A 13965-nucleotide genomic window follows, 5' to 3' on the forward strand; every position below is an offset into this window, starting at 1 on the left:
TTATATTTGCGTATAAAAAAAATCAACATGAAAAAATCAATCTTCATTTCGTTTCTCATCTTTGCTTCTTCTGCATTTGTTTTTGCGCAAGAGCAAAAAATGATAGCGCCTCCTCAATTCACCAAAGCAGAACTACTTGCTTTCAGTGATTTGAAAGCCATTCTTTCAGCAATTAATAAAGGGCAGGATTATTCAAAGTTTATCGTTCGGAATTTTAATCTTACTACGACCATCACCAATGCCGATAAGACCACCACTAAACTTTCTGAGATGGGACCTAGCGGGGTGTGGAGTGAGAAACAAAAAACCATGATTGAAAAGTATGCAAAGAAAGATGTAATCTTCACTCTCGAAAATATCATTATGATTGAAGGCGCTAAAAAAGGAATTATCAATCAGCCATCTGTTTCTTTCTCAATTAAAGAATAATTTTTCACTGATTTCTCTTTCTTTTCTATTCGTATATTCGTAGGGATTAGTTATTTGCACCCATGAATATTTATTCCCGCAAACAACGTTGGAAACTATTTTTGCTTCTTGGAGCAGTGCTCATTGTCATTGCTTCGCTGTGGTATACGAATATTCTTGTAAAAAAAATTGCGGATGATGAACAAAAAAAAGTCCGCTTGTGGGCTGAAGCCATTCAGCGAAAAGCTAATCTTGTAAAATATACCAATGAACTTTTTCACAAGATCGAAAACGAAGAGAGGCAGAAAATTGAACTTTGGGCGGAAGCCAACCATCAGTTAACCCGTGACCTCAGCGATTACACGTTTGTTCTTGAAGTCATCAAGAATAATCAAACCATTCCTGTCATTATTGTAGATGAAAAAGGAAAACTTCTTCTTTCAAAAAATCTTGACTCTATTCTTGTTAAGGATACGATTTATATAAACGGACAGATTGACACGATGCAAATTCAGCATAAGCCGATTGAAATAGAAATCCTCCCAGGAAAGAAAAACTTTCTCTACTATCGTGATTCTCATCTTTTTTCTGAATTAAAAACTGTTTTTGACGGCTTGATTAAATCCTTTATTTCGGAAGTGGCGGTGAACTCCGCCTCTGTTCCTGTCATATACACAGATTCAACAACCAAGAATGTCATTGCCTTCGGTAAAATGGATTCTCTTAAAATGAAAGATTCTGTTTTTGTAGAGCAAACAATTGCCGAAATAGAATTTCAGAATCCTCCTATTGAAATTGATTTAGGAGACGGACAGAAAAATTATATTTTTTACAAAGAATCTTTTCTTCTCACGCAATTGCGATATTATCCCTATGTGCAATTCGGCATCATCGGAATTTTTCTTCTGATATCATACATTCTTTTCAGTACTGCAAGAAGAGCGGAGCAGGACCAGGTTTGGCTCGGAATGGCGAAAGAGACAGCGCATCAATTAGGAACTCCTCTTTCATCAATCATCGCCTGGCTGGAATATTTAAAGATGAAAGGGGTAGATGAAAAAACTTTATCCGAAGCAAGAGAAGATGTGAAACGGCTTGAAACAATTACAGAACGGTTTTCGAAAATCGGTTCCATTCCTGTCCTTGAGAAAGCTGATATTATGGAAGTGCTTAATAAGTCGGTTGTTTATATGAAAACGCGCACTTCAAAGAGCGTGAACTTTTCTGTTCAGGCAATGGCATCTCATGCGATATATGTTAAAATAAATATTCCCCTGTTTGAATGGGTGATTGAAAATCTCTGCCGCAATTCGATTGATGCGATGGATGGCAATGGCGCTATTGATGTAGAAGTCACTGACCAGTTGCAATACGTTTACATTGATGTAACTGATACAGGAAAAGGAATTTCCCGCACCAAGTATAAAACCATTTTTCAACCGGGGTTTACTACGAAGCAGAGAGGATGGGGACTGGGACTTTCTCTTGTAAAACGTATTGTAGAAAATTATCACGGTGGGAAAATATTTGTTAAGCGGTCTGAAATCGGGAAAGGAACTACCATTCGCATTGTTCTCAATAAATAATGGCTGGCATTTATATTCACATTCCTTTCTGCCGGCAGGCATGTTATTACTGTGATTTTCATTTTTCCACTTCGCTGAAAAACAAAAAGGATTTTCTTGAAGCGCTTAAAAAAGAAATTTACTTGCAGAAAGATTATCTTGAAACAAAAAATATCAGCTCAGTTTATTTTGGTGGCGGAACGCCATCAGTTTTATCACATGAAGAAATTCTCGATATCTTTTCTGAACTTGCAGACTATTTTTCAATTGACCTGAATGCTGAAATTACTTTAGAAGCTAATCCTGATGACTTGTCGAAGGAAAAGCTGAAAGAACTTTATCAAACTCCTATTAACCGGTTAAGTATTGGGATACAGAGTTTCTCAGATGAAGATTTACTGTTCCTGAACAGAATTCATGATTCAGAATGTGCAATCACTTCTGTTAAAGAAGCCCAGAATGCAGGATTCAAAAACATAACTATTGATTTGATTTACGGAATTCAGACCCTTTCAAATGAGCAATGGAAAAAAAATATTAAACAGGCAATTGCTTTGGATGTTCAGCATCTTTCCTGCTATTCGCTTACGATAGAACCGAAAACTGCATTGGCAGCATTTATAAATAAAGGTAAAGCTCTCAATATAAATTCTGAAAAGAGCGCAGAGCAGTTTGAAGTATTGATGGATGAAATGGAGAAGAATGATTTTATTCACTATGAGATTTCAAATTTTTGTAAAGAAGGATTTTATTCCAGGCACAATTCCAGTTACTGGATGGGAGAAAAATATTTAGGACTTGGTCCTTCTGCGCACTCCTTTGATGGCGGGTCAAGGCAGTGGAATGTGAGCAGCAATTCCAACTATATTTCTTGTCTTCATAAAAACAACATCCCGTTTGAGAAAGAAATTCTTTCTGAGAATCAGAAATACAATGAGTATATTCTGACTTCCCTCAGAACCATATGGGGAGCAGATATTAAATTTGTGAAAAAGAATTTTTCCGAAGAAATATCATCTCATTTTTCAGCATCGTCTTTGCGTGCACAGCAAAGCAATCTTATAGAAAGAAAATCAGATAAATTGTTGCTTACTCGAAAAGGAAAACTCTTTGCCGATACAATAGCCCGCGAGTTATTCGTGACTTAGGTCACATTCACCGTTATGCTTTTTGAATCGCTTCCGTAGGAGTTAGTTCCTGTAATAACAATAACATTGTTTGCACCCAATGGCATGGTAGCAGTGAATGAAACTGTTTTTGATTCTGCACTGTAAACAAAATTTTTGAACGGACTCCCGTTGAGTGTGATCTTAATGTCGTTTTGAGAATTAATATTCAGAACAGTAGCGGTAAATTGCACTGTGGAATTAGAAACTTGTGCAGGATTGCTTGCAGGAGTTGTTATGGTTACAACAGGTTTTAATTTATTTTTTATTCCTTCTCCTTTAATAGGATCCATCTCTACAATTCCTGTTTGCTTCACATATTTTATCGTTATGCTTTTGCTGTCGCTTCCCTGAGGAGTAGTTGCCTTAATCGTGAAAAGAGTAGAAGGCATTAAGGTTGGAGAGAAACTCAGGAGTTTTGTATTTAAATCATAATTGAAGTTGGTAATTTGTGCGTTCCCCATCGTTGTGATAGTGATGTCATTCTTCGAAGAAACATTCATTACTGTGGCGGTAATGGTAAGGTTGGGACTGTTGGATGTGAATGGATTAGAAGCAGGGTACGTGATGGTCACTATTGGTTTCGGCAATTCAACGGGCTTATTGTAATTCACGGTAACGCTTTTGCTATCGTTCCCCGCAGCATTGCTTGCTGAAATGATGATTGTATTTGAACCCGGATTGAGAGAAGAATTAAAGGTCAGTATTTTGCTGTCGGTGGAATAAATAAAATTCAGGAACGAAGAGTTATTCACTTTTACTGTAATATCATTTTTAGAATTTATAGTAAGAACAGTAGCCGTTACATCCACATTATTTTTTTCTGTCTTAAAAGAATTTGAAGAAGGAGTATTAATAGTAACAACCGGTTTCAGCATTATTTCTTTTTTTGTATAAATAACAGCGAGTGATTTGCTGTCGCTTCCATGTTGATTCGTTGCGGTAATGACAAATGAATTATTGCCTTCGTTCAGGTTGCTTGTCAATGAAAGAGTTTTTGAAGAAATATCATAATTAAAATTAGTGAAGGGCTGGTTATTCACTTGCACAGAAATTTCCTGTTTTGAAAACACATACACGACTGTGGCGTTGACTGAAACAGAATTGCTCTTTGTGTTATAAGGATTCGGGTTTGGGCTGGTAATCGTAACCACAGGTTTTTCCTGCGCTTGTTTATTCGCATAGACAACTGTAACAGATTTGCTGTCGCTTCCGTTTTGATTGGATGCGGTGATAGTGAAAATATTGTTGCCTATGTTCAGGTTGTTATTCGCCACCATTAGGTTTTTTGTGTTCGCATCATAACTAAAGGGAGCAGGCGTTCCATTCACAACAACCGTAATCTCATTCTGCGAATTCACATTCTGAACCGTAGCGTTTACAATCTGTGAAGCAACATTTGTATGATAAGGACTCGGACTCGGGCTTGAAATAATAACGATGGGTTTGGACGATGGTGGAGGTGGAGGCGGAGCAGCCTGATAAATTATTGTTTGCGATTTGCTGTCGCTGCCAAACGGATTTGTTGCGTTGAATTTGATGGAATTGGAACCAAGGTCTAATTTTGTTGTGAGAGCAAGTATTTTTGTATTCGCATCATAGGTGAAAGCTCCGTTAGGAGTTCCGTTCACATAAGCGGTGATGTCATTCCGTGAACTTACATTCATCACAGTTCCCATCACGGTAACGCTGCTTTGGTTTGTTGAGAAAGGATTTTGCAGCGGATTGGTGATGGTGATGAGCGGCTTTTGCATTTGCGGAGGATTTCCGCCTTGCTCGTAAATTACATTAACATTTTTCCAGTCATTTCCGTATGGATTGACTGCAGATAAATAAAAAGCATTGTTGCCGGGATTCAGCGTGGTGGTAAGTGTCAAAACTTTTGTCATCATGTCATAAGCAAAGTTTTGCGAGGGAAACCCATTCACCTTAACAGAAATATCATTTCTCGAACCCACATTAAATACGCTCGCAGTCACGGTCATCATGCTGTTGTTTGTGGTGTACGGATTTATGTTCGGGTAATTGATGACAATCGCTGGCTTCTTATTTCCCGGAGGAGGAGGAGGGGGTGGGGGAGGATTCACCGTTGTATAAGTATAAGTTGGCGGTGGCGGAGGGGGTGGCGGATTGTTGCTGTAACCCGTTGGGTCAGTGGCATGATACGTTGTTGAACCACCGCCAATCATCCAGCGAACAAAAAATCCGGTATAGTCATACATATCATTATTGCCACCGAAAAATCCACCGCCACTTTGCGTAACACCATCCGTGTAATCATTCATGGTAAACGTTATGCGGTGTTCAAGACCTATGTAATGTCCGCGCTTTGTCTGCCATCCTAATCCGATTCCGGCTGATGGAACAAAATGAACTTTCATCTTGCTGTTGCCGTCTGCGTTTGTTTCATACGAATCATCCAGCATGGCTTCAATGGCTGAACGGGAAGGAGAAGTGCCAAGCGAATCGTACGCATATCTTTTTCCTTTCGGGTTCAGCTGGTTTGTTTTTGTCTGCCACCCGCTGATTCCCATTCCTCCGAATCCATACACGACCACTCTTGTTTTCTCTCTCAAACGATTTAATCCGAGCATCACTTCAAACGCGCCTTCATTAAATTTCATCTGGTAATTATTGTAAACATATCCGCCATGGTGGAAATAATCAGCCGCAGAATCCTGAATGCCGTTGAGCGCAGAATTGTTTTTCAGATCATTGTTGCGAAATCCATCCTGTCCCGATGTGGTGCCGTTGAGGTAGCGCAGTCTCCAGCCAACGTCAAACAGATTGGTTTCATTCTGCATGTAGTATTTTCCAAAGGTGAAGCCCCAGCCCGCGTGAGCGATATCCTTTACATCGCTTTGTTCGTAGGTGCCTCCTATGTTTAATCCGAAGAAGGGGCGGTTGTAGCGCTTCTTGATTTGCGCCTGTGAAGAAATGAAAATGAAAAAGGATAAGAAGAGAAGTAACTGTTTTTTCATCCGTTGAGAATTTTAGTTGGATTATACATCAATCATGCCAGTTGCTACCTTTGTATAAGCAGGTCAAATATAATTCATTTTCAGGGATGAGGATTTTGTTGAAGTTTATTTTGATAATAAGTTTTTCAGGAAAACTTTTTTCACAGGACACGGTTCGGTTCTTTGCCCCTTCTCCCGAATTCAATAAAAAGAGATTTGCTTCTGCCGTATGCGTGCAGGGAACCGGCTATGGCGGCTCGCTTGCCCTGCTGAGCAGCGCCTGGTATAAAAATTACAATCAAACCTCGTTTCATTTTTTTGACGACAGCAAAGAGTGGCTTCAGATGGATAAGGCAGGGCATTTCGTTACCTCTTGGTATCTGGGCAGAATGGGAATTGACATGATGCAATGGAGCGGAGCGAATAATAAAAAATCTATTCTGTATGGCTGCGCGGGAAGCTTTCTTTACCTGACAGGATTAGAAATGCTTGACGGTTTCTCGGATGGATGGGGATTTTCATGGAGCGATTTTTCTGCCAACACGCTCGGCACCGGATTCATCATCACACAAAAGATGTTGCAAAGCAGCACGGTGGTTTCCCCATTGAAAAGGGGGGCAGGGGGGATTTCTCTCAAATATTCTTTTCATCAAACCGGTTTTCCACAATACCGCCCTTCGCTGCTCGGAAAAAGTTTAAGCGAACAGTTGGTGAAAGATTATAACGGGCAAACGTATTGGCTTTCATTGAATATTTCCTCTTTCGCCCCCGCCCTTTTTCCCTCCCCCGGAGGGGGAGGCACAGGCTTGCCCCAATCGGAGCATCGGGGGAAAGGGCACTTTCCTAAGTGGCTGAACATTGCTTTTGGCTATGGCGCTGAGGGCATGACAGGCGGCAGTTCCAACCCTTTGTTTGTGGATGATAAAGGAAACCAAATCACCTTTGAGAGATACCGCCAGTATTATCTTTCGCTGGATATTGATTTAACGCGCATCAAAACTAAATCACATTTCATTAAGGCGCTTGCTGAAACCTTTTCTTTCATAAAAATTCCTGCGCCTGCGCTGGAGTGGAGTAAAAAGGGCATGACGTTTCACCCGCTGTATTATTGACTTTTTTGATTTATCAACAGCTTTTTTCTTTTTCAAAAATTAAAAGTTAATTTCTTTTTTCAATTTTTCATAGTAGCAACGCCCGTGCGGTGTATTTATTCATTGAGTTGAAAAATTATTTTTCGGCACGCTTCGCCAAGAAACATGGCACCTGTTTTGTACTACCCTCCTCATAAAACAAAACACAAGCCCTAACCCTAAAGGGGATAAAGGCAAACAACAAATAGAAAACTAAAAAATAATAAAAACTAAATCCCTTCACCCTTTAGGGCAGGGGCAAAACCCAAAACAACATGTTATACTTATTAATCATTCCGACCACACCCGAAAATCCGGGCATCCGCAAATTCTCATGCAGAATTGAAGAACTGCCCACACTCTCAAAGTTCCTGATTAATTCTCTGGAACATGACCAGGCGGATTTCTCGGCTGACTACCCTGAAATGAACGCAGACTATCTCGCGGAATTCAGGAAAAAACGCGACCTTATTATGTCGCTCCTTCATCCGAAGAAAATCACTGCCGACTTAAAACGCATCACCAAACGCATATTGAAAAACATGCGTGGCATGCGCACCCATCTGAGAAAGCTGGAAGTATCTGCCCGCCTTGCAGATAAAAAAGGCGAACTCACCATGAGTTATAAAGACATGGGCATAGGTCAGGTGCGCGAAGCCATTTCAAAAGCTGATGTGGAAGAATTTGATGGCGCCATGGGTTTGCTCAAACAAAACATTTCTGAGCAATATGCAGCCCTCACCAATCACGGTTACAGCAATGCCAAGCGCGATGCCCTTTACAAGTTGTGGGATTTGGTGAACGATGACAACGCAAAACAAAACCTGCTTACTGACGAGCGCGATTCATTAGCGGAAGCCAACATAAATACGTTTAACGAACTGTGGGATATTATGATTGATGTGTGCGTTGCCGGAAAAAGCATTTACGCTTTCTCCAGCCCAGCCCATACGGATGAATATACTATGGAGAGTTTGAAGAACCGCGTGCGCAATGAAGACAGGAAAGCCCGCTTCAGGAGATTCAATGTGCCTAAAGGCGGAAGCATTTCCATCCTGCGCGTGGCTGACCAATCAAAAGCCGAGAATACCGGAACCACCATTCTTGCCGTGCATGACAGTTTGAGTGATGAGCCCATTGCCTTGCAGCCGGGCGAACAACTTATTCTTAATAATCCCAGCGGAACGCTGGTGGTGGTGAACCGAAGCACTGCCACCGATGGCGAAATAAAAGTGAAGGTGTTTGCTCAGTAGAGTGCGCGCATGTTTGTGAAATAAAAAGCCGCTTCATTAATTTTAAGCGGCTTTTATTTTTTTTAATCTTTATAACTGATAGCTTCCGGAAGCATGAATAAAAACGGAAGCGCTTTGGAGTAATCAAGCGTTTCATACTCCATGCCTAAAGACCTGATGTTATTGTAATATGTTTTATGTTTTTTGTAATAATATTTTTCTGATTGCACGAACCATGCTTTTGCTCCCAGCTTTTTAGCCATAAACCATTTTTCCAGCAGGCGGGCGGTACGCCCGTTGCCATCTTCAAACGGATGAATTTTTACAAACATCAAATGAATCATTGAAGCAAAATACAATACTTCATTAAAAGTTAACTCAGTGCTGAGTAATTGCTTTATATCAGCGTATAGTTTATTTAATTCTTTCGGCACATGAAAAGGAAGCGCTGCCACATATTCTATTTTTCCATCGCGCGTAACCACAAACATATTTCCTTTTCGGGCTGTACCCTGCTTTGTTTTTTGCAAAATATGTTTAGTGAGCAAAGCATGCGCCATGTTGATATTGGCGGGTGTGAGTTTTTTTTTCTGAGCCAGCAGGTAGCTGTTATACAAATCATCAATCTTGCGCGTATAATCGGATTTTAATTTTACTCCCTGTCTTTTATAGTTAATAAAGGAATCCAGTTCAATATTTTCTCCTTCTATTTTTGAGGAATAAACGGCAGATACGGAAGTATAAAAGCTAAAAGTTTTAATTGATAACTCGCTGTCGTGCAGTTTTTCAAATGCGGTGCGCTTGGTTTTTTTCACACGCCCGCAATAGCGCCTAAGTAAATCAACAGGAATTATTTCAAGATTCAATTTCATATATGTATTCCATGCTGCAAAGTTACGTGATTTTTTTCTTTCTGCCTTTTGCGTGTGCCGGCAATTGGCTCGGTGGCAGAGCAGAGCAGTGCTGTGAAATAAAAAAGCCGCTATTTGAAATATTCAGTGGTTTTTTTCGTTTCAACTATAACTTAATCTGTCGAAAAATGAAAAACAAAAAAGAAGCAATTTGCGCCACCGCGGTGGTGCATTTTAAGAAAAGAACAGTTTGGTTTTGTTTTGAAACCATGCTGGGTCACATGCCCTCTGCTGCTCCCGGCAGTTTTATGCTGGAACATAAACTTAAACAATGGTTTGTAAAATACAGTTACGTAAAGCCGATAAAACCTTTTCGCAGTGTTGTCGATGGTAAAACCATAAAATACCTCTCTACGCCTACAGGTTGGACAAAAAGATTCCGTTCGGTGGATAAGGCAGCCGAATATGTTTACCATTATTTTGTAAAACGGTTTGGCGCTCCTGCTAAAAAGAAAAAATAAATGCACTAAGCAGAACCTGGCGCATACGGAGGTTTACTTTAATTTAATGCGCGTCCACGCTGCCGCATCAATTCCTATTTCCATGCACGTGCGCCATACAAACAAGCCATAAGCAAGCATTTCTTTTGAATGGCGCTGCCGGAGCAGCGGAAAATATTTTTTCAGTTTTTGTTCAATCAACTTGTCACAATCCAGCAAAAAGTTAAGCCATCTTTTTTTCTTTCCTGCTATTTTGCCGAACCGGAGCACGAGCCTGCCAAACAACAGAAACTTTACGGTTTTAACGCGGTATGTTTCATAAAGTGCATCTTTTTTCTTTTTGTCTTTTTCTTTATGCATGCGCTTCAACAGTAAATATGCTTTTTCAGTTTCAATGGCAATATCAATAACATGGCAGTTTGTTCTGAACATAAAGGCAACCAATTCTAACTTGTGTTTGTTATGCGGAGGAAAATACTTGTCAATTATTTTTATTATTGAGTTGCAAACCGCCTCGAAAAATTCGTCTGTTTGAGCAGAGCATTTGCCAAGCGCTTTACTTTTATTTTTTAATAAAGCAACGGAGGTTATCTTCTTTTTCATTTGTTATTTTTGAGTTAACGAAAAGCAGAAGAAGATATTTTACTAATTGCGGATTTCAAGTTCGCTTATTCATTGGTCGGGATTATGCCGAAGGCATCCCTTCGGGACAAATTCCGACCAGCGGGGAAGTGTTAAATCTTTTTTTCTTTAGTTTTTTCCCACTGCTCAAATGATATAGATGTTAAATGCCATCCACCGCATTTTTCACATTCATACGCTCTTACAGGTTTTTTATTTTCTTGTTCTAAATTTTGTATTCTTCTTATTTCGTGTTTGGCATCTTTTTCGGATGAAAAAAATATTTTATTTGAATCCTTACATACTAACTGAACAAACCTTCCTGTTATTTTGTACGCCATTTCAAGAGGAGGAGAAATTATTTTCCCCTCTTGCCGTGCTTTTATTTTTTCTACGTTGTTTTCAATATATTCAAATAATTCTTTATCTGCCTTTTTATTGTTTGGATTGTACTGTTTATGAAATCCTAATAGATAATCTGCGGGAACTCTGCAAAGTTTTATGAATTTATATTTACCAGAAGTTAATATTGTTTCGTCCGTATACATACTATTGTTTTTATTCTTTGCACAGGATTTTAAATCCCGACCAGCGTGGTTTTTTAATCAGCTGTAGCCGCTAAGTTTTACTTACACCTGATGGCAACGCGCTGTTAGTAGCAGGGCATTATTCAGTCGTGTCAGTTGTCTGTGATTACTAATTTGTCTGCCGTGATTATTTTATTGTCTTGTGTTATGCGAATAAAATACAGTCCGCTTCGTAAATTGTCTCGGTGAAAAATAATTGTCTGTCCCGCGAGATTGTCTATTTGTTTAACTGTCTGCCCGTACAAATTGTAAACTGTCAAGGTGGCGTTTTTGAAAAACTTGTCTGTCTGCAAAGTTGTCTGTGTGGAAAAAGGATTTGGATAAATGCTGATTATATTCTTTTGTTCAATTTCATTTACTCCATTCGCAAAACAAAGCGTAGTTACTGCTCCTCCCGTTCCTGTTTGGGTTGGAGGATTTTTAGCAATTCCCCCTGACGAAACCTGTGTGGCAGGATTTGTAACTGTTGTTGTCGTAGCCTTTGTAATCGTATTTGTATTACCCTCATTACAGCCACTGTTTCCATTGGAATCGCATTTGATTAAATAAATATCAAAGAAAGGATCGAAACTCCAAGTACTTCCTGAAATAACATATCCTCCATCGCTGGTTTGCTGAATCTGAGAACTCCAGTCAGAGCCTGTTCCACCAAAGGATTTGCCCCACAAGGAATTTCCATTTCCATCTGTCTTGATTAAATATACATCATTACTGCCCGCGCTAAAACTAGAAGTACTTCCTGCAATAACGAATCCTCCATCGCTGGTTTGCTGAACCGCAGAACCTACGTCACTACTTATTCCACCAAGGGTTTTTGTCCATAAGGTATCTCCATTTCCATCGGTCTTAATTAAATAAACATCTTCACCGCCTGCACCAAAACTATAAGTGCCTCCTGCAATGATATATCCTCCATCGGTAGTTTGTTGAACAGAATATCCAAAGTCCATACCTGACCCGCCAAAGGTCTTTGTCCACAAGGAGTTTCCACTTGCATCGCTTCTGATTAAATAGACATCATAGGAACCTGCACCGAAACTTTGAGTATTTCCTACAATTATATATCCTCCATCTGTTGTTTGTTGAACTGAAGAAGCCACGTCACCATTTATCCCTCCAAAGGATTTTCCCCATACGATATTTGCATTTCCGTCTGTCTTGATTAAATAAACATCCTCCCAACCTGCACTAAAATTCATAGTGCTTCCTGCAATAATAAATCCTCCATCGGAAGTTTGTAGAATCGAGGAGCCTACATCATCAGCTACTCCACCAAGGATTTTTGTCCATAATGTATCACCAATGGAATTGGTTTTTATTAAATAAATATCTTCACCATTACCCGGACTGAAACTCATTGTAGTTCCTGCAATAATATATCCACCATCTGTGGTTTGTAGAACAGAAGATCCATCATCATTTCCTACTCCACCAAAGGTCTTTGTCCACAAAGTATCTCCATTGGTTGTGGTCTTGATTAAATATACATCTCCAGTAAAGTTGGAATTTTGAAAACGCCCTACCATAATATAACCTCCATCGGAAGTTTGCTGAACGGAATATCCTTGGTCGTTTTTTGCTCCTCCATAAGTTTTCTGAAAAGTTGTCTGTCCGTACACAGTTGTCAATATGAGAAAAGCTGTCAGGCAGAGTAGGAGTTGTCTCATTGTCTTTTTTGTATTTTTTGCCTTGCTACTAATGTTCCTCCGCTTGCCGCAGTGGCGGATTAAAAGCGAGAAACTGTCTGCCACCACAAAGATAATTAAATACACAAAACATTTTTCCCGAACGAAAACCGCCATTGAGGCAAGCGGATGTTACCACCTGTGCTGTTTTGTCGTCTGTGTCGTGAAGTAATTGTCCATTGTCCGCTATGTTGTTTTTTTGTTTTTGTTTTGGTGTCGGGCATTTTTGAAAATTTATTTCTGTCGGGGTGCAGGAAGGGCACGCTCTTTTGCATTTTGCCTATTCGCGTAAAAATAAAAAGAGGCAAAGTGCAAATGTGCGTGCCAGTTTGGAAGATGGTGTTTTTTATTTGCTGTCCGATGATGAGAATATTTTAGGAAAGAACCGCTGTCAGCCGAAAGATGCCGTTAAAAGTTGTCAGGGTATGCGAGATGGTCGGGATAAGAAACGCTGTCCCCCGAAAGTTGCTGTTAATGTTACTGTCCAGATGCGAAGTTGTCGGGAAAAGATTGTCTATGCTTGAGCCGAACCTGACAATGCTTCGGTCAAACCTGTCAATGCTTCCGACCAGATGCGCTATGCTTGAGTCAAGATGCGCTATGTTTTACTCAAGATGGTCTATGCTAAGGTCAGACCCCGCAATGCTTAGGTCAAGATATGACATGCTGTCAACGAGATATGCTATGCTGTCAACGAACCTGTCAATGCTTCGGGCAAGATATGACATGCTGTCAACGGGAAGGGCTATGCTTGGGTTTTTTCGTCAAAAACAAGCCCCCTCCCTTTATCCCTCCCCCAAAGGGAGAGGGAAATAATACATCAGGTGTTGGCTGTGGGCTGGAGGATGAAGTTTTTTATGATGGTTTCGCCTTTTTTCACGGCAAAGGGTTGTGTGGTTTGGGAATCAATTCCATCGCCCGAAATTGTCATGGTAACTGTTGCTGGGGCTTCGGGTTCGTGAACGAATAAGCCGTCTACATCGGTTTTGACTTCTACATTCTGCTCATTTATTTTTACTGTTTTGTTGAAGGCGGGTTCTCCATCGGCAGAAAGCATTGTGATTTTTCCTTTGATGCGTGTAGTTCCTTTTCCGAGGTCAATTATTTCTCTTGCCTTTCGGTAGTCGCTTAAATAATGTTTGTTGCCGTTTGTTTTGAAAGATACGGAAATGGGGTCTAAAGTTTTGTTGAGGATTTCATTTGCTTCTTTAAAAAGTGTAACGAGTTCATCGTTTAGTGTTGCACGGTGGGTGATTGCGA

General features: G+C 40.0%; 13 protein-coding genes. 6 read left to right on the forward strand and 7 right to left on the reverse strand.

The genetic code is table 11. From position 1 onward, the window contains the following. Positions 1 to 27: 27 nt before the first annotated feature. The 3 genes from HY841_12915 (at position 28) to hemW (ending at position 3121) form a co-directional block, all read left to right on the forward strand. On the forward strand, positions 28 to 429 hold the full coding sequence (locus tag HY841_12915; GenBank protein MBI4931663.1) for a hypothetical protein: 402 nt from the start codon (positions 28 to 30) through the stop codon (positions 427 to 429). 62 nt (positions 430 to 491) lie between these two features. Next, the gene (locus tag HY841_12920; protein ID MBI4931664.1) at positions 492 to 1994 is read left to right on the forward strand and encodes a HAMP domain-containing histidine kinase; all 1503 of its coding nucleotides are present in this window, start codon (positions 492 to 494) and stop codon (positions 1992 to 1994) included. Next, the gene (gene hemW / locus HY841_12925; protein ID MBI4931665.1) at positions 1994 to 3121 is read left to right on the forward strand and encodes a radical SAM family heme chaperone HemW; all 1128 of its coding nucleotides are present in this window, start codon (positions 1994 to 1996) and stop codon (positions 3119 to 3121) included. Before HY841_12920 ends, hemW begins: the two co-directional genes overlap by 1 nt. On the opposite strand, the gene HY841_12930 is transcribed toward hemW, so the two are convergent. Next, positions 3118 to 6120, reverse strand: a complete 3003-nt coding sequence (locus HY841_12930; protein ID MBI4931666.1) for a hypothetical protein — start codon at positions 6118 to 6120, stop codon at positions 3118 to 3120. The two genes, hemW and HY841_12930, sit on opposite strands and share 4 nt — an antisense overlap. Before the next feature lie 110 nt (positions 6121 to 6230). On the opposite strand from HY841_12930, the gene HY841_12935 reads away from it, so the two are divergent. Continuing rightward, positions 6231 to 7211 carry a DUF2279 domain-containing protein gene (locus HY841_12935; protein ID MBI4931667.1) on the forward strand — a complete coding sequence of 327 codons (981 nt, stop codon included), beginning with the start codon at positions 6231 to 6233 and terminating at the stop codon, positions 7209 to 7211. 293 nt (positions 7212 to 7504) lie between these two features. Then, a complete protein-coding gene (locus HY841_12940; GenBank protein ID MBI4931668.1) occupies positions 7505 to 8482 on the forward strand; it encodes a hypothetical protein in 978 nt (325 codons plus the stop codon). Positions 8483 to 8544: 62 nt separating this feature from the next. On the opposite strand, the gene HY841_12945 is transcribed toward HY841_12940, so the two are convergent. Further along, a complete protein-coding gene (locus HY841_12945) occupies positions 8545 to 9333 on the reverse strand; it encodes a Fic family protein (protein ID MBI4931669.1) in 789 nt (262 codons plus the stop codon). A gap of 167 nt (positions 9334 to 9500) precedes the next feature. Between HY841_12945 and HY841_12950 the strand changes: the two genes are divergently transcribed. After that, positions 9501 to 9833, forward strand: a complete 333-nt coding sequence (locus tag HY841_12950; GenBank protein MBI4931670.1) for a hypothetical protein — start codon at positions 9501 to 9503, stop codon at positions 9831 to 9833. A 33-nt stretch (positions 9834 to 9866) separates the two neighbouring features. On the opposite strand, the gene HY841_12955 is transcribed toward HY841_12950, so the two are convergent. The 5 genes from HY841_12955 to HY841_12975 form a co-directional block, all read right to left on the reverse strand. Next, positions 9867 to 10415: a hypothetical protein gene (locus HY841_12955; GenBank protein ID MBI4931671.1), complete on the reverse strand. Its 549-nt coding sequence runs from the start codon at positions 10413 to 10415 to the stop codon at positions 9867 to 9869. 131 nt (positions 10416 to 10546) lie between these two features. Further along, complete coding sequence (locus HY841_12960) at positions 10547 to 10981, reverse strand: hypothetical protein (GenBank protein ID MBI4931672.1); 435 nt, start codon at positions 10979 to 10981, stop codon at positions 10547 to 10549. 131 nt (positions 10982 to 11112) lie between these two features. Then, entirely contained in the window at positions 11113 to 12687 is a 1575-nt protein-coding gene (locus HY841_12965) for a T9SS type A sorting domain-containing protein (GenBank protein ID MBI4931673.1), read from the reverse strand. 95 nt (positions 12688 to 12782) lie between these two features. Beyond that, positions 12783 to 12929 carry a hypothetical protein gene (locus HY841_12970; protein ID MBI4931674.1) on the reverse strand — a complete coding sequence of 49 codons (147 nt, stop codon included), beginning with the start codon at positions 12927 to 12929 and terminating at the stop codon, positions 12783 to 12785. 596 nt (positions 12930 to 13525) lie between these two features. Continuing rightward, positions 13526 to 13965, reverse strand: a 440-nt coding sequence (locus HY841_12975; GenBank protein MBI4931675.1) for a hypothetical protein, incomplete at its 5' end; no start/stop codon positions are given.

The sequence above is a fragment of the Bacteroidota bacterium genome, assembly GCA_016213405.1.
In the GTDB taxonomy this organism is placed as follows: Bacteria; Bacteroidota; Bacteroidia; order Palsa-948; family Palsa-948; genus Palsa-948.